14 protein-coding genes are annotated in these 19,186 nt (G+C 72.0%); 7 read left to right on the top strand and 7 right to left on the bottom strand.

Translation table 11 applies throughout. The features are described 5' to 3' along the window. The first annotated feature begins 20 nt into the window (after positions 1-20). Together JR065_RS04625 and tldD are read left to right on the top strand one after the other, a co-directional pair. Positions 21-3,866 carry a YhdP family protein gene (locus JR065_RS04625; protein WP_206232551.1) on the top strand — a complete coding sequence of 1,282 codons (3,846 nt, stop codon included), beginning with the start codon at positions 21-23 and terminating at the stop codon, positions 3,864-3,866. 73 nt (positions 3,867-3,939) lie between these two features. After that, complete coding sequence (gene tldD / locus JR065_RS04630; protein ID WP_206232553.1) at positions 3,940-5,382, top strand: metalloprotease TldD; 1,443 nt, start codon at positions 3,940-3,942, stop codon at positions 5,380-5,382. A gap of 168 nt (positions 5,383-5,550) precedes the next feature. On the opposite strand, the gene yjgA is transcribed toward tldD, so the two are convergent. Continuing rightward, positions 5,551-6,138: a ribosome biogenesis factor YjgA gene (gene yjgA / locus JR065_RS04635; protein WP_206232555.1), complete on the bottom strand. Its 588-nt coding sequence runs from the start codon at positions 6,136-6,138 to the stop codon at positions 5,551-5,553. Positions 6,139-6,333: 195 nt separating this feature from the next. Between yjgA and pmbA the strand changes: the two genes are divergently transcribed. Next, complete coding sequence (gene pmbA / locus JR065_RS04640) at positions 6,334-7,698, top strand: metalloprotease PmbA (protein ID WP_206232556.1); 1,365 nt, start codon at positions 6,334-6,336, stop codon at positions 7,696-7,698. A gap of 326 nt (positions 7,699-8,024) precedes the next feature. Continuing rightward, positions 8,025-8,402, top strand: a complete 378-nt coding sequence (locus JR065_RS04645) for a DUF4870 domain-containing protein (RefSeq protein ID WP_206232557.1) — start codon at positions 8,025-8,027, stop codon at positions 8,400-8,402. A 245-nt stretch (positions 8,403-8,647) separates the two neighbouring features. On the opposite strand, the gene JR065_RS04650 is transcribed toward JR065_RS04645, so the two are convergent. After that, the gene (locus JR065_RS04650; protein WP_206232559.1) at positions 8,648-9,739 is read right to left on the bottom strand and encodes a M35 family metallo-endopeptidase; all 1,092 of its coding nucleotides are present in this window, start codon (positions 9,737-9,739) and stop codon (positions 8,648-8,650) included. 254 nt (positions 9,740-9,993) lie between these two features. Between JR065_RS04650 and JR065_RS04655 the strand changes: the two genes are divergently transcribed. Continuing rightward, on the top strand, positions 9,994-11,547 hold the full coding sequence (locus tag JR065_RS04655; RefSeq protein WP_206232560.1) for a GH39 family glycosyl hydrolase: 1,554 nt from the start codon (positions 9,994-9,996) through the stop codon (positions 11,545-11,547). Between the two features lie 330 nt (positions 11,548-11,877). On the opposite strand, the gene JR065_RS04660 is transcribed toward JR065_RS04655, so the two are convergent. The 5 genes from JR065_RS04660 to JR065_RS04680 all read right to left on the bottom strand — a co-directional run bounded on the left by JR065_RS04660 (position 11,878) and on the right by JR065_RS04680 (position 16,974). Next, positions 11,878-12,756 (bottom strand): polyprenyl synthetase family protein, encoded by an 879-nt coding sequence (locus JR065_RS04660; RefSeq protein WP_206232563.1) that lies wholly within the window; start codon positions 12,754-12,756, stop codon positions 11,878-11,880. After that, positions 12,746-13,006 carry an exodeoxyribonuclease VII small subunit gene (locus JR065_RS04665; protein ID WP_206232565.1) on the bottom strand — a complete coding sequence of 87 codons (261 nt, stop codon included), beginning with the start codon at positions 13,004-13,006 and terminating at the stop codon, positions 12,746-12,748. Before JR065_RS04665 ends, JR065_RS04660 begins: the two co-directional genes overlap by 11 nt. A gap of 31 nt (positions 13,007-13,037) precedes the next feature. Beyond that, positions 13,038-14,369: a tRNA lysidine(34) synthetase TilS gene (gene tilS, locus JR065_RS04670; protein WP_429001839.1), complete on the bottom strand. Its 1,332-nt coding sequence runs from the start codon at positions 14,367-14,369 to the stop codon at positions 13,038-13,040. 344 nt (positions 14,370-14,713) lie between these two features. Then, positions 14,714-15,274, bottom strand: a complete 561-nt coding sequence (locus JR065_RS04675) for a WG repeat-containing protein (protein ID WP_241093387.1) — start codon at positions 15,272-15,274, stop codon at positions 14,714-14,716. After that, complete coding sequence (locus JR065_RS04680; RefSeq protein WP_206232567.1) at positions 15,271-16,974, bottom strand: alkaline phosphatase; 1,704 nt, start codon at positions 16,972-16,974, stop codon at positions 15,271-15,273. The genes JR065_RS04675 and JR065_RS04680 overlap by 4 nt, the downstream gene beginning before the upstream one ends. Before the next feature lie 152 nt (positions 16,975-17,126). Between JR065_RS04680 and JR065_RS04685 the strand changes: the two genes are divergently transcribed. Both JR065_RS04685 and JR065_RS04690 read left to right on the top strand, forming a co-directional pair. Next, positions 17,127-18,467: a dicarboxylate/amino acid:cation symporter gene (locus JR065_RS04685; RefSeq protein WP_206232568.1), complete on the top strand. Its 1,341-nt coding sequence runs from the start codon at positions 17,127-17,129 to the stop codon at positions 18,465-18,467. Then, positions 18,464-18,910: a GNAT family N-acetyltransferase gene (locus JR065_RS04690; protein WP_206232570.1), complete on the top strand. Its 447-nt coding sequence runs from the start codon at positions 18,464-18,466 to the stop codon at positions 18,908-18,910. Before JR065_RS04685 ends, JR065_RS04690 begins: the two co-directional genes overlap by 4 nt. The last annotated feature ends 276 nt before the right edge of the window (positions 18,911-19,186 follow it).

Consider the following 19,186-nt stretch of genomic DNA (forward strand, 5'->3'; position numbering starts at 1 on the left):
CGGTCCCCGGTCCCGACTGAATGCCCACCCCCCTGCGCCGCCGCCTGCGACTGGCCCGTCGTGCCGCGTTCTACGTGGTGGCGATCGGGCTGGTGTGCGTGGCGCTGCTGGTCGGTGCGCTGAGCCAGGCGTTGCCGCTGGTCGAGCGGCATCCGGACCGGGTCCAGGCCTGGCTCAGCGAACGCGCCGGGCGGCCGATCCATTTCGACCGGGTGCAGACCGCGTGGACCCGGCGCGGGCCGTTGCTGCGCCTGGACGGGCTGCGCGTCGGCGCCGGCGACGGCGTGCGCGTCGGCCAGGCCGAGGTGCTGGTGTCGATGTATGCCGGACTGTTGCCGGGGCGCTCGTTCACCGAGCTGCGCCTGCGCGGGCTGGCGCTGACCCTGCTGCGCAGCGCCGACGGCGTGTGGTCGGTGCGCGGACTGCCGGCGGCCGGGCACGGCGACCCGCTGGACGCGCTGCAGGGCCTGGGCGAGCTGCAGGTGATCGACGGCCGCCTGGCGATCCATGCGCCGGAGCTGGGCCTGGACGCGCGGTTGCCGAAGATCGACCTGCGCCTGCGCGTGGACGGCGAGCGCCTGCGGGTCGGCGCGCAGGGCTGGATCGATCCGCGGCAGCCGCCGCTGACCGCGGTGCTGGACATGGACCGCAAGCGTGGCGACGGCCAGGCCTACCTCGCCGCGCGCCCGGCCGAGCTGGCCGGATGGGGCGGGCTGCTGCAGGCCGCCGGGGTGCGCGTCGAGTCGGGCAAGGGCGAGGTGGAGGCCTGGGTGCGCCTGCACGCGCACCGGGTCGACAGCGTCACCGCCGAACTCGCGCTGCGCGAGCTGCGCCTGGCCGGGGCCGCGCTGGCCGACAGTCCGGCGCCGCCGCAGGTCCGCTTCACCACGCTGCAGGCCAAGGCGCGCTGGCGCGCGATCGACGGCGGCTGGCGGCTGGACGCGCCGCAGCTGCGGATCGGCCAGCCGGGCCTGGCGCCGCAGCGGCTGGACGGCCTGACCGTCGCCGGCGGCCGCCGCTACGCGCTGTTCGGCGAACACCTGGATGCCGCGCCGCTGATCGCAGTGGCCGCGCTCAGCGACCGGCTGTCGCCGCGCTTGCGCGCCTGGCTGTACCGCGCGCGCCCGCAGCTGCAGCTGACCGGGGTGGCGCTGACCGGCACCGCCGGCGGGCCGGTGTACGGCCGCGGCCGGCTGAGCGAGCTGGCGTTCGCGCCGGTCGGCCGCTCGCCGGGGGTCAGCGGCCTGCGCGGGCGCTTCGAAGGCGACGCGCAGGGCGGCGAATTGGTGCTGGATGCGGCCAGCGCGCTGCGCTTCGACTGGCCCACCGGCTTCGGCGTGGTCCACGAGGTGCACCTGGCCGGGCGCGTGGTCGGCTTCCGCGATGGCGACGACTGGCGCATCGCGACCCCGGCGCTGCGCGTGCAGGGCAGCGACTATGGCCTGGACGTGCGCGGCGGGCTGCGCTTCCAGGGCGACGGCTCGCGCCCGTGGATCGACCTGGCCGCGGACCTGCAGGACGCGCCGGTGGTGGCGGCGAAGAAGTTCTGGGTGCATTCGAAGATGAGCAAGGTGGCCACCGACTGGCTGGACGCGGCGCTGCAGGGCGGCCGGGTGCGCGGCGGCCGCGCGCTGGTGTCCGGCGACCTGGACCAGTGGCCGTTCGTCGACCGCAACGGCCGCTTCGAGGCCACCGCGCGGCTGGACCAGGCCAAGGTGCGCTTCCAGCGCGAATGGCCGATGGTGGAACGGGTGGACGCGGACGTGGCGTTCATCGGCAACGGCGTCGAGATCCGCGGCCGCGGCGAACTGGGCGGGGTGCCGGTCGAGCGGCTGTCGGCGACGCTGCCGGATTTCAAGCAGGGGCAGCTGAGCGTGCTGGCCGGCAGCCGCGCCGACACCGGCAAGCTGCTGGCGATGCTGCGGCAGAGCCCGCTGCGCAGCCGCTACGGCGACACCCTGGACGCGCTCAGCGCGTCCGGCCCGGCCGACGTCAGCTTCGATCTGCTGCAGCCGCTGCGCCGCGGCGTGGGCGTGCGCCACCTGCGCGGCAAGGTGGAGCTGCTCGGCGCGCACATCGCCGACAAGCGCTGGGACGTGGCCTTCGACGACATGCGCGGCAGCGCCGACTACCGCGATACCGGCTTCGACGCGCCGATGCTGTCGGTGCTGCACCTGGGCCAGCCCGGGGTGCTGGCGTTGCGCGTGGGCGACGGCGTCGGCGATCCGCGGCAGGCCTTCGAGGGCCAGCTGACCGCGTCGCTGGACGCCGACGCGCTGCTCGACCGCGCGCCGGAAATGACCTGGCTCAAACCCTACGTGCAGGGCCGCTCGCGCTGGACCATCGGCGTCGGCGTGCCCAAGACCGCCACCGGCGGCATCCAGCCGCCGACCCGGCTGCAGCTGCGTTCGGACCTGGTCGGCACCGCGCTGCAGCTGCCGGCGCCGTTGGACAAGGCGCCGGCGGTGCCGCTGGCGACCTCGGTCAACGCCGCGCTGCCGGTGGGCAGCGGCCGCATCGACGTGGCCTTCGGCAAGCTGCTGGCGCTGGTCGCGCGCAGCCAGAACGGCAAGACCGGGGTCAAGGTGGTGATGGGCACCGACCGGGTCGCCGAGGAGCCGCCGCCGCTCGGGCTGGAGGTGAGCGGGCGCGCCGCCTCGCTGGATGCGATCGACTGGATCGGCCTGGCCAAGGGCGCCACCGCCGACGATCCCGGCGATGCCGGCGGCGCCGATCTGCCCTTGAACCGGATCGACCTGATGGTGGACCGCCTGCTGCTGCTCGGCGGCGTCTTCGACCACACCCGGCTGCGCCTGCAGCCGCAGGCCGGCGCGGTGGCGGTGCACCTGGACGGCCCGGCGCTGTCCGGCGAGCTCAGCGTGCCGAGCAAGGACGGCGGCGTGCTCGGCGGCAAGCTGGCGCGGGTGCACTGGCGCTCGGCGGCGCCGAAGCCGGCCGAGCCGGTGGTGGCCGCGCCGGAGCCGGCGCGGCAGGCCACCGACGAGCTCGACCCGGCGGCGATTCCGGCGCTGGCGCTGGACATCGACGACCTGCGCTTCGGCGAGATGAACCTGGGCGCGGCGTCGCTGCGGACCCGCCCGCTGGGCGACGGCCTGCGCGTGGACCAGCTGCACCTGCGCTCGGACAGGCAGAAGATCGACATCAGCGGCGACTGGCGCGGCAAGGGCGCCACCGCGCGGACCCAGCTCGCGGCGAACGTGGACAGCCAGGACCTGGGCGCGCTGATGCACAACCTGGCCTTCGGCGGCCAGCTACGCGGCGGCCAGGGCGAGCTGCAGCTGAGCGCCGGCTGGCCCGGCAGCCCGGCGGCGTTCCAGCTGGCGACGCTGCAAGGCGAACTCACCGTGGCCGCGCGCAACGGCCAGCTGCTGGAGCTGGAGCCGGGCGCCGGCCGCGTGCTCGGGCTGCTCAGCGTGGCGCAGCTGCCGCGCCGGCTGATGTTCGACTTCCGCGACTTCTTCTCCAAGGGCTTCGCCTTCAACCGCATCGACGGCCAGGTGCAGTTCGGCGGCGGCGTGGCGCGCGCCGAGGCGATGGTGATCGACGGGCCGGCGGCGGAGATCAAGGTGCGCGGCCGCGCCGACCTGCGCGCGCAGGAGTTCGACCAGACCATCGACGTCAATCCCAAGGCCGGCAACCTGCTGACCGTGGTCGGCGCGGTCGCCGGCGGCCCGGTCGGCGCGGCGGTCGGCGCGGCGGCCAATGCGGTGCTCGGCAAGCCGCTGGGCAGCATCGGCGCGCGCACCTACCGCGTCACCGGGCCGTGGAAGGAGCCCAAGGTGGAGGTGATCGAGCGCGACGCCGCGCGTGCGCCCAGCCCGCCGGCGGCGTCCGGAAGTCATTGATCGCATTGCCTTCGTTCGCATGGCCGCCGCCGCCGCGCTTGCGATCCGCGTCCCCATCCCCCATGTTGGCCCCATGACCGAAAACGCCCTCAGCCTCGCCGAAACCCGCCTGTTGCTTCCCGCCGGCCTCGACGCCACCAGCCTGGAGCGCGCCTTCGGCACGCTGCTCGGTCCCGGCATCGACTTCGGCGACCTGTATTTCCAGCATTCGCGCCGCGAGAGCTGGAGCGTGGAGGACGGCATCGTCAAGGACGGCGCGCACTCCATCGAGCAGGGCGTGGGCGTGCGCGCGATCTCCGGCGAGAAGACCGGCTTCGCCTATTCCGACGACATCCACCGCGATGCGCTGCTGGCCGCGGCGCAGTCGGCGCGGGCGATTTCGCGCGACGGCGGCGAGCAGCCGGCGCAGTCGCTGCTGCGCGGCGGCGGCCGCGCGCTGTATCCGGCGCTGGACCCGGTCGACGGCATGGGCAACGACCTGAAGGTCGAACTGCTGCGGCGCCTGGACCAGTACCTGCGCGCCGCCGATCCGCGCGTGCAGCAGGTGATGGTCGGCCTGTCCGGCGGCGTGGACACGGTGCTGGTGGCGCGCAGCGACGGCGTGCTCGCCGCCGACGTGCGCCCGCTGGTGCGGCTGAACGTGCAGGTGATCGTGGAGCAGAACGGGCGCCGCGAATCCGGCTATGCCGGCGGCGGCGGCCGCTACGGCTACGAAGTGCTGTTCGCCGACGGCAGGCCCGAGGGCTTCGCCAAGGAGGCGCTGCGGCAGGCGCTGGTGAACCTGGAGGCGGTACCGGCGCCGGCCGGGGTGATGCCGGTGGTGCTGGGCGCGGGCTGGCCCGGCGTGCTGCTGCACGAGGCGGTCGGCCACGGCCTGGAAGGCGACTTCGCGCGCAAGGGCACCAGCGTCTACGCCGGCCGCGTCGGCCAGCGCGTGGCCTCGCCGGGGGTGACCATCGTCGACGACGGCACCCTGGCGGGGCGCCGCGGCTCGCTCAACGTCGACGACGAAGGCACGCCGAGCAACTGCACCACCTTGATCGAGGACGGCGTGCTGGTCGGCTACATGCAGGACTCGCTGAACGCGCGGCTGATGGGCGTGGCGCCCACCGGCAACGGCCGCCGCGAATCGTTCGCGCACCTGCCGATGCCGCGCATGACCAACACCTACATGCTGGCCGGCCAGCACGATCCGCAGGAGATGATCCGCTCGGTGAAGAAGGGCCTGTACGCGGTCAATTTCGGCGGCGGCCAGGTCGACATCACCAGCGGCAAGTACGTGTTCTCGGCCACCGAGGCCTACCTGATCGAGGACGGCCGGGTCACCGCGCCGGTCAAGGGCGCCACGCTGATCGGCAACGGCCCGGAGACCATGCAGAAGGTGCGCATGATCGGCCACGACCTGGCGCTGGACGAAGGCGTGGGCGTATGCGGCAAGGACGGGCAGAGCGTGCCGGTCGGCGTCGGCCAGCCGTCGCTGCTGATCGACGGGCTGACCGTGGGCGGGACGGCCTAGGAGCCGGGAGTGGGGAATCGGGATTCGGGATTCGGCAACGCCAGGCGCGCGCCATGCGCGCGCAGTGGCGATAGCGGCCTGGCGGGCAGGGTCCTGCGGCGGCGCACCCGACACCGAGGCGGCACCGCGTTAGTGGCGGCCAGGCGCAGCAGCGGCCGGCGGCGCGGTTCAGTCGCGCTCGTCGGCCTCGTCGCCGTCCGCGTCTTCGAGTCCCGAGTCCCGAGCCCCGGGTCCCGCTCCCTCCAGCACCAGCTCGCGCAACTCCCGGAACAATTCCCGATAGGCGTGCGGCGGCTTGTTCTTCAGCCGCTCCTCCTTGGCGTTGCGGATCAGCTGGCGCAGCCGCTGGCGGTCGACGTCGGGGTATTCGGCCAGCAGTTCGGACAGCGCCGCGTCGCCGTCGGCGAGCAGCCGTTCGCGCCAGCCCTCGACCCGGTGCATCGCTGCCACCTCGCGGCGCGCGCCGTCGCTGTTGACGTCCATCGCCTCGCGGATCGCGTCCAGGGTCTCGTCGTCCTCGCGCCGCATCTGCTTGGCCAGGAACGCCAGCTGCCGCTTGTGCGCGATGTGCGAGGTGATGCGCTTGGCTTCGGCGATATGCGGCACCAGCGACTCGGGCACCGGCAGCTTGGCCAGCTGCGCCGGCGTCAGCGCCACCAGCTTCTCGCCCAGGGTCAGGATCTCCAGCGCCTCGCGGCGCTGCTGGCTGCGGCTGTCGCCGCGGAATTCACCGGTGTCTTCGTCGCGTCCGCGCATGGTCGTACTACTCGATCAGTCTGAAACATCAAATTAGAAAGTCCGGCCATGGATGGCCGGGCTCCTGCGAAGGAATCGCACCATTCCAAGTCCGGCCATGGATGGCCGGGCTCTTGCGAAGGAATCGCACCATTCCAAGTCCGGCCATGGAGGGCCGGACTCCTGCGAAGGGACCCGCATAACAAGGATAAAGCATTGAACGCGATCACCTCCGACTTGCGCCGCGACGACAGCCTGGATCGCCTGGACCGGCTGTCCGAGATCTCCCAACGGCTGCTGGCGCGCGCGCGCGAGCTCGGCGCCAGCCAGGCCGAGGTCAGCTGCAGCGAAGAGCGCGGGCTGGACATCAACGTGCGCCTGGGCGCGGTGGAGACGGTCGAGTCGACCCGCGACCGCGGTATCGGCGTGACCGTCTATTTCGGCCAGCGCAAGGGCAGCGCCAGCACCGCCGACCTGCACGAATCCAGCCTGGAAGCGACCGTGGCCCAGGCCTGCGCGATCGCGCGCTACACCGAGGACGACGTGGCCTCCGGCCTGGCCGACGCGGCGCTGATGGCGCGGCAGATGCCGGAGCTGGACCGCTGGCATCCGTGGGCGCTGGACGCGGACGAGGCGATCGACCTGGCGCTGGCATGCGAGGCCGCCGGCCGCGACGCCGATCCGCGCGTGGCCAATTCCGACGGCGCGTCGGTGGGCAGCAGCGAGAGCCTGTCGGTCTACGCCAATTCGCACGGGTTCATCGGCCGCGAGCGCAGTACCCACCATTCGATTGGTTGCGCGCTGATCGCCGGCCACGGCGACGGCATGCAGCGCGACAGCTGGTACAGCAGCGCCCTGGCGCGCGAGGACCTGGAAGCGCCGGCGGCGATCGGCCGCCACGCCGCCGAGCGCACCGTGGCCCGGCTGCAGCCGCGGTCGCTGGCCACCGGCGAACTGCCGGTGCTGTTCGCGCCGGAAATGGCGCGCTCGCTGATCGGCCACCTGCTCGGCGCGGTATCCGGCGGCGCGCTGTACCGCCGCGCCAGCTTCCTGCTCGACAGCGTCGGCACCCAGCTGTTCCCGGACTGGTTCGCCATCGACGAGAAGCCGCACCTGCGCCGCGGCCTGCGCTCGGCCACCTTCGACGGCGAGGGCGTGGCCACCCGCGAGGCGCCGCTGGTCAGCGCCGGCGTGCTGCAGCGCTATGTGCTCGGCAGCTACTCGGCACGCAAGCTGGGCCTGCAGACCACCGCCAACGCCGGCGGCGTGCACAACCTACAGGTGGCCGCCAACGCCGACGACCTGGCGTCGATCGCCGCCGGCATCCGCCGCGGGCTGCTGGTCACCGAGTTGATGGGGCAGGGCGTCAACAACGTCACCGGCGACTATTCGCGCGGCGCGGCCGGGTTCTGGATCGAGAACGGCGCCATCGCCTATCCGGTGGACGAGGTCACCATCGCCGGCAACCTGCGCGACATGTACCAGCGCATCGAGGCGGTCGGCCGCGACATCGACGTGCGCTCGCACGTGCACATCGGCTCGGTGCTGATCGGCAAGATGACCGTGGCCGGCAACGACTGAGCGGACTGCGCTGCTGGCGCGGATAGCGATCCGTGCGAGCTGGAGCCTCGGCCTGCCGGCCGAGGCCATACGTCGGAAACACGGCGAGGCTGCCGGCGCCCTGGCCGGTGCAAACCGCCGCGTCGGCCCCGCCTGGCAAGGGCGCGCTCGGCATCTGCATGGGCAAGCGCGGGCGCCAGCGCGGCGGGCCGCCTGCGCCGCCCGGCCGCGAGCGAGCCCGGTAGCGGCGCGACCGGCGCATGCCTTCTCTTGACAGCGCGTCGCCTGGCGCCGAGAGTGGCGCGCCAGCGTCTTAACCATCTCACAACGAAGCAAGGGGAATACCGATGAGCGAATTCGACAACGTGTCCGCGCCACCGCCGCCGCCGGCCGCCGCCGGCCCGCAGGAAGACCGCACGGTCGCCCTGATCACCCACCTGTCGGGCATCATCGCCGGCTTCATCGTGCCGCTGATCATCTGGCTGGTGAACAAGGACAACCCGGCCAAGTCGTTCCTCAACGACCAGGCCAAGGAAGCGCTGAACTTCCAGATCACCGTCGCCATCGCCTACGTGATCTGCATCGTGCTCAGCGTCGTCATCATCGGCGGCTTCCTGATGCCGGTCGTGTGGGTGGTGAACCTGGTGTTCTGCATCCTGGCCGGGATCAAGGCCAACGAAGGCGTCGCCTACCGCTACCCGTTCGCGCTGCGCCTGATCAAGTAAGCGCGCAACGCCGGCAGGGGTTGGACGAGAAGGCCCGGCGTTCGCCGGGCCTTCTTTTTTGGAACGCCGTGGCCGACGCCGCCGGCACGTGTCCGAAGCCAGCCGTTTGGGGCGCGGCGGCGTCGAAATCCGGATCACGCCGGCCGTTTGCGGTCCGGCAGCCCACGATTCCACCGACTTCGCCGGTTCCCCCCGGCACCGCTTCGCGACCTGCGGCGGACGCCGAAAGGACGCGCGCCGGCCGCTCAGTTCTGCGCGGGGGTGTTCTCGGCGAAGTACTCGTGGCTGTCGGCGTTCTTCACCGCGCGCGCCGGGTTGCTGCTGGCCAGGTTCTTCGCCGCGCTCTGGCCGTAGGCGTAGTCCGACGTGCCGGCGACCACGGTGAAGTGGCTCATCTCGTGGATCAGGGTGCCGGCCTTGGAGTCGGTGCCGGTCAACGGCGCGCTCCAGAACGCGTTGCACACGTAGATCTGGTACGGCTGGTTGGCGTAGACGTAGGCATAGGCGCTGTCGCTGCAGCCGCAATTGATGGTGACCTGCCCGTTGTTCTGGTCGATCGCCGCGTCGATGCTGACGAAGTTGGAGGTGGCGGTGCTGTAGCGGCTGGCGTTGTAGGCGCCGAACCAGGTGGTGTAGCGCGCGCCGGTGCTGCCGCCGTTGAGATAGGTCTTGGCGTTTTGCGAGTAGGTGCGCGCCGAGTTGACCGCGTTGCCGATGGTGCTGATCTGGCTGCTGCTGCACGAGGCGTAGTTGATGCCGTTGACCACCGCCTGCGGCCCGGCCATCAGATCGTTGCGCGTCGCGCGGCCGCGGCCGTCCAACCACAGCGTCAACGGGGCGCTGGTGACCGTCTGCGGCTGGCCGTCGGCGCGCAGCATCCTGTTGCCGTCGGAGAACGAGGCGTACTGCAGCGATGCGTTGAGGTTGATCGTGTAGTTGCCGCTGCGCGACAGGTCGTAGGCGCTGCCCAGGTCGATCTGCGCATGCCGCGCTTCGCCCGGCTGCAGGATCACGAAGTCTTCCGCGCGCGGCGCGGCGCGCTTGACCAGGCGTCCGACGTAGTCGACCACGCTGCCGTCGCGCTGGATCTCGAACAGGCTGGCGTCCAGCTCGCCCAGCGGCAGTTCCCACCTGGGCACGCGCGCGATGCGCTCGCCGGTGTTGCGCACGGTGACCGCTACCAGGCCGCGGTGCTGGCCATCGGCGTCGGCGATCGCGGTCAGTTCGACCTGCAGCGGGGTGGCCGGGCGCGTCAGTTGCGATTGCGCGGTGGCCGCCGAGATGCTGCCGACCAGGCTGAAGCCGATTGCCGCCGAGATCAGGGATGCGTGTTTCATGCAGGCTCTCTCCATTCGAAAAGTGAGTGCCCATGCGAGGGCGTATGCAAACTAGCCCGGCGATCCGCGGGCATCCGGCGTTCGCGCGTTTGTCTGCGATTCCGTCCAGCGAAACGGGCGTTCGATCCCACAAACGGCAGCGCCGATTCGCCGCGGCGGACGCGCGAATGGCGCGTTCGCAGGTGAGCTCCCGGTTTGCTGGTGCGCATGCCGGTGTTAGAGTCGAACGTTCGCGCCTTGGGAGAGGGGATGTCATGGGAGTGCTACGCCTGTTGCTGGTCGCTGTACTGGGTTCGCTGGCGGCGGTTGCCGCGGCGCAGCCCGCGGCGCGCGAGATCGCGCTCGACGTGCAGGGGCCGACCTCGCCGCGCGACCGCTTCTACGACCTGTCGGTGGGCGCGGACTATCCGGGCACGCTGAGCCGCGAAGACAGCCTGGCGCAGTTGCGCACGGCCCGCGACGAGCTGGGCTTCCGCTACCTGCGCTTCCACGCGATCTTCCACGACGTGCTCGGCACCTATCGCGAGGTCGACGGGCGCCCGGTCTACGACTGGAGCGGGATCGACCGGCTGTACGACCGCATGCTCGGCATGGGCATCCGCCCGTTCGTCGAACTCGGCTTCACCCCGGAGGCGATGAAGACCTCCGACCAGCGACTCTTCTACTGGAAGGGCAACACCTCGCATCCGCAGCTGGACAAGTGGACCGCGCTGGTGGACGCGTTCGTGCGCCACGTGCGCCAGCGCTATGGCGAGGAGGAGGTGCGCCGCTGGTACTTCGAGGTGTGGAACGAACCGAACCTGGCCGGTTTCTGGGAAGGCGCCGACCAGCCGGCGTATTTCGCGTTGTACGCCGCCACGGCGAAGGCGATCAAGCGCATCGACCCGCAGCTGCGGGTCGGCGGCCCGGCGACCGCGGGCGCGGCGTGGGTGCCGGAGTTCATCGCCCATGCGCATGCCAACGGGACGCCGCTGGATTTCATCACCACCCACACCTATGGCGTGGACGGCGGCTTCCTGGACGAGAAGGGCGAGAGCGACACCAAGCTGTCGCCGGCGCCCGATGCGATCAGCGGCGACGTGCGCCGCGTGCGCCAGCAGATCCAGGCTTCGCCGATGCCGGGGCTGCCGCTGTACTTCACCGAGTGGAGCAGCAGCTACACGCCGCGCGATCCGGTGCACGACGCCTACCTGAGCGCGGCCTACATCCTGAGCAAGCTCAAGGCGGTCGAAGGGCTGGTGCAGGGCATGAGCTACTGGACCTACAGCGACCTGTTCGAGGAACCGGGTCCGCCGACCGCGCCGTTCCAGGGCGGTTTCGGCCTGCTCAATCCGCAGGGCGTCCGCAAGCCGGCGTACTTCGCCTACAAGTACCTCAACGCGCTGGGCCAGCGCCAGCTACGCAACGCCGATCCGCAGAGCTACGCCACCTACGACGGCGGCGTGCTGAAACTGCTGGCCTGGGAATTCGTCGCGCCGAACCAGGACAAGAGCAACCGCCCGTACTTCACCCAGGTGCTGCCGGCGGCGCCGGCCGCGCCGCTGCGCCTGCGCCTGCGCGGACTGGCGCCGGGCGCCTACACGCTGGCGATCCGCCGCACCGGTTTCGACGCCAACGACGCGTACAGCGCCTACCTGCGCATGGGCGCGCCGCCGGCGCTGACCGCCGAACAGCTGCGCCAGTTGCAGCACAGGACCGCCGATGCGCCGGAACTGCGTCAAGTGCGCGTCGGCAAGGACGGCAGCGCGCAGCTGGAGGTTGCGATGCGTGCCAACGACGTGGTGCTGGTCGAGCTGAGCCCGCGCTAGCGGGCGTTACGCCCGCCTGTTTGCGGGCGATCGCACCCGTGGAAAGGACCCTGGTTGTCCGCGCCGTCAGCCGCGACCGGCCTGGATCGCATGGTCACGGCTGATGCCGTGGCCGGCAATGCGGCGCCCGCTTCGATGTCCGTATTCAAGAAGCGCTAGTGGCTCGCTGCCGCGTCTGCGCCGCACGCCGGTCCGGCATCGACTGAACGTGCGCGAGGCGATCGCATGGCCTGTGCCGCACGGTCAGCGCATTCGGCAAGCCACGCCGTGGACGATGTCCCGCGTGCGCAAGCCGACGTTGCGCGATTGCCTTCAGCAAGACGCCGAGGCTCAGTGCGAGCGATCGACCGCCATGCGCGCCAGCGCGGCCAGCGCATCGGCGCGGGTGCCGTAGGCGTCCAGGCTGTCGCGCATCTGCACCGCCAGCTCGGACAGCTTGGCCTTGGCGCCGTCCATGCCGAGCAGCGCCGGATAGGTGGACTTGGCCTGCGCCGCGTCCTTGCCGGCGGTCTTGCCGAGCTGCTCGGAACTGGCCTCGATGTCGAGGATGTCGTCGCGCACCTGGAACGCCAGGCCCAGCGCGGTGGCGAAGCGGTCCAGTTGCGCCAGCGCGCTGGGTTCCGCGCCGCCGCCGAGCGCGCCCAGGCGCACGCTGGCGCGGATCAGCGCGCCGGTCTTCAGCGCATGCATGTGCTGCAGCTCGGCCAGCGCCTGCACCGTGCCGGTGGCATCGATGTCCAGCGCCTGGCCGCCGCACATGCCGGTGGCGCCCGACGCCTGGGCCAGCGTCTGCAGCCAGCGCACGCGCAGCGCGGCGTCGGCGTCGGCGTTGGCCAGCAGTTCGAAGGCCAGCGTCTGCAGCGCGTCGCCGGCGAGGATCGCGGTGGCTTCGTCGAAGGCGATGTGCACCGTCGGTTGGCCGCGGCGCAGCGCGTCGTCGTCCATCGCCGGCAGGTCGTCGTGGACCAGCGAATAGGCGTGGATCAGTTCCACCGCCAGCGCCGGCGCATCCAGCAGCGACTCCTCGGCGGCGAACAGCGCGCCGCTGGCGTAGACCAGCAGCGGGCGCATGCGCTTGCCGCCGCCGAGCGCGGCGTGGCGCATCGCGCCGTGCAGGCGCTGCGGCGCGAGCGCCGGATCGGGCAGTGCGTGCTGCAGGCCGGCTTCCACGCGCGCCTGCCAGCGCGCCAACGCCGCCTCAGCCACCATGGAGCGGCGGATCGAAGGGCTCGGCGCTGTCGGGCTGTTCCGGGTCGGTGAGCAGGCGCACGCGCAGTTCGGCCTGTTCCAGCGCCTGCTGGCATTGCCGGTACAGGCCGATGCCGCGCTCGTAGGCGGTCAGCGACTGTTCCAGGCTCAGCTCGCCGGTTTCCATCTTCTCCACCAGCACTTCCAGCTCCTCGAGCGATTGCTCGAAGACGGCCACCGGGGAAACGTCGTTCGTGGGCTTCTTGGGCATCGCGGAAGTGTGCGCGGCGCGGACGGCAGGGTCAATGCGAGGCAGGTGAAGGCGCGCAGCGCAGCTGCGCGGCATGGCGCTGCAGCCAGGCATGCAGCGGCGCGGACAGCAGGCGGTCGCCGGCGGCGAGCAGTTCGTCGCCGCGCGACAGCAACGGCAGGCGGTCGCGCTGCCAAGGCGGCACCGCGGCCTGCTGCAGCGCGTGCTTGAGCAGGTGCGAGTGCTGGCGCCCGGGCAGCACGATGCGCTCGCCGCCACGGCGCAGGTGCACGCGCAGCGGCGCGTCGAAGGCCAGCGGCGCGGCGGCGAGCAGTTGCAGTTGCCGGCCGTCGGGCAGGCGCAGCGGCGCGCGCCCGTCCCAGGTGGCTTCCCATGCCGCGGGCAGCGGCGCGGGATCGACGTGCGCGTACAGCGCCTCGCGCCAGCGGCGGATGCTGGCGCCATGCCAGGCGAAGCCGGCCTGTGCGTCGTGGCGCGCGGTCAGCAGTTCGCGCTCGACCGCGGCGACGCCGGCGGCGGGCAGCGGCGGCAGCGCCAGCTGCTCGATCCACAGCCGCAGCACCCGCGCGCGGCGCGCCGCCGGCAATGCGCACAGCGCCGCAACCGAAAGCTGCGCCGCATCGCCGCGCTGCGCCGACGCCAGCGCGCGGCGGTCCTCCTCGCCGAGCAGCTCGGCGCCGTCGGCGCACAGCTGCGCGCTGCGCGCGAGCGCGGCATCGGCGTGCGGCCAGCGCTGGCGCAGCAGCGGCAATACCTGCAGGCGCAGGAAATTGCGGTCGAAGCCGGGATCGGCGTTGCTCGGGTCTTCGATCCAGCGCAGCGCATGCCGCTGCGCATACGCGTGCAGGTCGCTGCGCGGCAGCGCCAGCAGCGGCCGCCACAGCATGCCGTGGGCGAAACCGCGCAGGCCGTGCATCGCCGCCAGACCGTCCGGGCCGGAGGCGCGCAGCGCGCGCAGCAGGAAGGTCTCGGCCTGGTCGTCGCGGTGTTGCGCCAGCGCCAGCCACTCGCCGGCGGCCAGCGCCTGGGCGAAGGCCGCGCGCCGGGCCTGTCGCGCCGCCGCCTCCAGGCCGTGGCCGCTGTCGCGCGGCACCTGCACGCGCAGCACCTGCAGCGGGACCGCCAGTGCCGCACAGACCGCGGCGCACTGCGCGGCCCAGGCGTCGGCGTCGGCGTGCAGGCCGTGGTGCACGTGCACCGCGCGCAGCCCGGCGCGGCGGTAGTGCGGCTGCTGCGCCAGGGCATGCAGCAACACGCTGGAATCCAGCCCGCCGCTGAAACCGACCAGCATCGCGGCCGGTGCCGGGTCGGGCAGGGCGGCGCTCACGGGGCAGGGCGGTGCGCTGGGGGAACGGGCGGTCATCGCGTCACTTTAGAGGCTGGCGCCGGCTGGCGCGATTGGGGAATGCACCCTTGCCGCACCGCGGCCGGTGCGGGCACGCACGCGGCATGCAGGCCGATCGCGAGCGGGCGCGAGCGCTGCGCGTGGTGCGCGCGCGGCGTGTCGCATGCCGGGCGTGACCTGTCCCGGCGGTGGGACGGCGCACCACGCCGCGGCACGGTACCTGCGCCATGTCGCGGATGTGGGAGGAGCGCGGCGGCGTCCCGCGCCGAAGATCCATTGCCACCGCGACGTCGCGCAGGCGGCGGCGCGTGCCTGGTGTGCGTGCGCGACAGCCCTGCGCCTGTCGCGTTCCCGCGCGCCGGTCAGTGCGCCGGTTCGGGCACTTCGCGGTTGGCGCGGTCGATGAAGTACCAGCGCCCGCCCAGCATCGGGGTGTGTCCGTCGAGACCGGGCGTGCCGCGGCGGCAGCCGTCGCAGACCTGTGCCACGCCGTTCTCGAACGGCCAGGCGAAGTCGTGGACCGGCGCGATCACTTCGCGCAGTTGCTGGTCGTAGAAGCCGATGCGGCCATGGAAGATGCCGCGGGTCAGGCCTTCGACGAAATAGTCAGGACCGTTGTCCCAGAGGATCACCGGCAGACTGCTGCCGTCGGCACGCACGTAGTAGAACTGGTTCTCCACGGTCAGCACGGACAGGCCATCGGCGTCGAACTGCAGGCGCCGCACCGCCTGCGGCGACAGCGCCAGGCGCCCGTCGGCGCCGACGCTGCAGCCGGGCACGACGTCCCGGTCGGTGTTCGGATCGGCCAGCCGGCAGGCCTGGTCGGCCTGCGCCCAGGCGTACGGCGTCGCGGTCAGCGCCGCCAGCGCGAGCAGCCAGGGTGCGCCGCGCGCGACCGTGCGCCGATGCCGCGTGGTCCTCATTTCGCCGTGGCGGCGTCGGCCATGAACGCGGCCGGCTTGGGCAGTTCCACCGGCACGCCGTCGCCGTTGCAGGTGCCCGCGCGGCACAGGCGCTCGCGCAGCGCCGGGGTCGCCTGCACGATCACGTGGTAGATCACGTTCTCTTCCAGGCTGCCGCGGAACGCGTCGCTGCCGGGACCGCGCGCCCAGATGCCGACGTCGTCGCCGCCATGGGTCTCGGACTTGGTCGGCACCAGCGCCTCCTGCATGAAGTCCGGGTGCTCGGTGTCCACATGGGTCAGGTCCGGGCGGCCCTTGGCCGGCTCGAAGGCGCTGGGCGCGTGCGGATGGGTCTTGGCGCCGGCCGGCTGCTGGTTGCTGGCGCCGGTATGGCCCGGGCCGTTGGCGTAGCTCAGCGTGGTGTAGGGCTGGCCATTGCCGTCAAGCGCCAGTTCGCCGGTGTTGGCGTCCTCGCCGCTGGTGCCGCGCACCTTGCCCAGGATCGGGTTGCCGCGTTGCGGATAGCCGACGAAGTTCAGCGTGTGCGAATGGTCGGCGGTGACCACGATCAGCGTGTCCTCGGCCGAGGTGGCGTCCATCGCCGCCTTGACCGCCTCGGACAGGGCGATGGTCTCGTCCAGCGCGCGGAACGCGTTGCCGGCATGGTGGGCGTGGTCGATGCGGCCGCCCTCGACCATCAGCACGTAGCCGTCGCCGCTGCGCGACAGGCTGCGGATCGCGGTGCGGGTCATCTCGGCCAGGCTCGGATCGCCGTTGGCGCCCGGCTCGCGGTCGTGGTCGTACTGCATGTGGTCCGGTTCGAACAGGCCGAACAGCGCCGGCGCCTCCTGCGCCGCCTCCAGCTGGCCGCGATTCCACACGTAGGCGCCCTGCGGATGGCGCTGGCGCCATTCGCCGACCAGGTCGCGGCCGTCCAGGCGCAGGCCGACCTTGTCGTCGTATTCCGGGTCGCGCTGCTCGACGGTGGTGAACTGCGCGCGGCCGCCGGCCAGCATCACCTGCGGGCCGCGGCCGAAGCGCGCGCTCACCAGCTGCTGGGCGATGTCGCGGCAGCCTTCGGCCACCGCCTTTTCCGGCAGGTCGGTGTCGCTTTCCCAGTTGCGGTCGGGCGAATGCGAATAGGTGGCCGCCGGCGTGGCGTGGGTCAGCCGGGTGGTGGTGACGATGCCGGTGGCCAGGCCGGCGCTGTCGGCCAGCTCCAGCCAGGTCAGCAGCTGCTTGCCGCGGCTGTCGGCGCAGGCGTCGCGCTTGCCGGCGCTGACCCCGATCGCGCCCATGTGGGTCTTCACCCCGGTGGTGATCGCGGTCATGGTGCCGGCCGAATCCGGGGTCTGCGAATCGGTGTTGTAGGTCTTGCTCAGCGCGGTCGCCGGGAACGCCTCCCACGACAGCTGGTTCTCCTCGCCAGGGGTGCCCTTGCGCTGGCCGTCGAGGATGCGCGCGGCGGCGACCGTGGTCAGGCTCATGCCGTCGCCGAGGAACAGGATCACGTTCTTGGCCTTGCCGCGCATCGCGCCGTTGCCGGCCGCCTTGGCCGCGCCGCTGCGGTACCACCAGTCAGGGGTCTCGCCCTGCGGATGGGTCACGGCGGGAACGTCGATGGCCACCGCCGCGGCGGCCGCCGGCTGGCGCGGCGCGCTGGCGCAGGCGGCCAGCAGCAGGGTGGAGGCGGCGGCGAAGGCAGGAACGAGATGGCGCATGCAGTTGGACGGCTCTTGAACGAAAAGACGCGAACATTATGCCGGCTGCGAAAAGGCACACCGATGACATCCCGCCTTTCCAGCCATGGCGTCGCCGCCGGCACCGCCCTGGGTTATGGTGACGGGCTTCGAGGTTTTTGCGGATAGCGTCCATGAAACTGGTGTCGGCCTGGTTACGCATTCCGTTCTGGCAGCGCGTGGTGGCCGGCTTCGTGCTCGGTGCGCTGGCCGGCTGGGCGATGGGGCCGGCGGCGGAGACCTGGTTCGGTCCGCTGGGCGACCTGTACGTCACCCTGATCAAGATGATCGCGGTGCCGCTGGTGTTCTTCGCGGTGATCAACGCGATCTCCTCGCTGCACGGGCAGAAGTCAGTGGCGGCGCTGGGCGGGCGCACCTTCCTGTGGTTCATCGTCACCGCGACGCTGGCGGTGGCGATCGGCCTGGGCGTGGGCACGTTGCTGCAGCCGGGCGCCGGGCATTTCGGCCTGAGCGTGGATGCGGCGTGGAAGCCGCGCGACGTGCCCAGCCCGATCAAGGTGCTGCTGGACGTGGTGCCGTCCAACCCGTTCTACGCGCTGACCGGCATCGGCACCCGCACCAACGCCGCCGGCGAGACCGTGCTGGCGGCCGGGCGCGGCTCGATCCTGCCGGTGATCTTCTTCGCCGCGCTGCTGGGCTTTGCGATGGTCAAGCTCGGCGACCGCGTCGCCGAGGCGCGCAAGCTCACCGGGCAGATGAGCGAGATCATGATCCAGGTCACCCGCTTCGTGCTGGAAGTGACCCCGATCGGCACCTTCGGCCTGATCGCCGCGCTGGTCGGCGCCTACGGCTTCGAGAAGCTGCTGCCGCTGGGCAATTTCGTCTTCGCGCTGTACCTGGCCTGCGCGCTGCACATCGTGCTGGTCTACGGCAGCCTGCTGCTGGCGCACGGGCTCAATCCGCTGAAGTTCTTCCGCGGCGCCGCGCCGGGCATGCAGGTGGCGTTCGTCAGCTCGTCCAGCTTCGCGGCGATGCCGGTGGCGATGCGCTCGATCACCCACAACCTGGGCGTCAACAAGGACTACGCCGCGTTCGCGGTGCCGCTGGGCGCCAGCATCAAGATGGACGGGTGCGGCGCGATCTACCCGGCGCTGTGCGCGGTGTTCATCGCCCAGTACACCGGCGTGCCGCTGACCGCCGACCAGTATTTCGTGGTGCTGATCGCCTCGGTGCTGGGCAGCTTCGGCACCGCCGGCGTGCCGGGCACCGCGGTGGTGATGGCCACGGTGGTGCTGAGCGCGGCCAACCTGCCGCTGGAGGTGATCGGCTACCTGTACGCGATCGACCGCGTGCTGGACATGATGCGCACGATGACCAACGTCACCGGGCAGATGCTGGTGCCGGTGCTGGTGGCGAAGGAGACCGGGCTGCTCGACCAGGCGGTCTACGACGCAGCCCCGACCAACGTCGGCATCGAGGACCCGGCCGGCGACGGCGCGGACCGCCGCGCATGAGCGCCCAGGCCGGCCAAGAGCGCTATGCCGTGCAGGCCGAGGTGCCCCCGGTGGACGACTACCGGCGGCTGCGGGTCGCCGCCGGCCTGTCGCCCAAGTCGCAGGACGCGGCCGCGCGCGGCCTGCCGAACAGCTGTTTCGCGGTCACCGTGCGCCACCAGGGACGCGTCGTCGGCATGGGCCGCATCGTCGGCGACGGCGGCTGCTTCTTCCAGATCGTCGATATCGCCGTCGAACCGGCGCACCAGCGGCGCGGCCTGGGCCGGCGGATCATGGCCGCGCTGCGCGACTGGCTGGATACGCACGCGGCCGATGGCGCCTATGTATCGCTGCTCGCCGATGGCGAGGCGCGCCATCTGTACGCGCAGTTCGGCTTCGTCGAGACCGCGCCGGCGTCGGTCGGCATGGCCTGGGTGGCGCGGCGGGGAACGGCGGATGGCTGAGGCCGCTGGCGGCCAGTCCGGTCACGGCTCGCATGCGTCGCGTTGGTGATGCGCGCTGAAGCATTTCGGCCGACGTCCGCGTCGAAAAGGTGGGAGCGGCTTCATTCGCGACCGACGATGTACCGCCAGGGCCGGTCGCGGTTGACGGCCACAGGCCACCGATAGCCGCTCCCCCAGAATCGGTTGGATGAGGAAGGCCGCCTCGCTCCGGGGGGTGTAAACCTGTAAGCGGGCACGTGTTGCAGCGCTGCAACAGGGGCCTTTCTGCCCGGGCGC

The sequence above is a fragment of the Xanthomonas sp. genome, assembly GCF_017163755.1.
In the GTDB taxonomy this organism is placed as follows: Bacteria; Pseudomonadota; Gammaproteobacteria; order Xanthomonadales; family Xanthomonadaceae; genus Xanthomonas_A.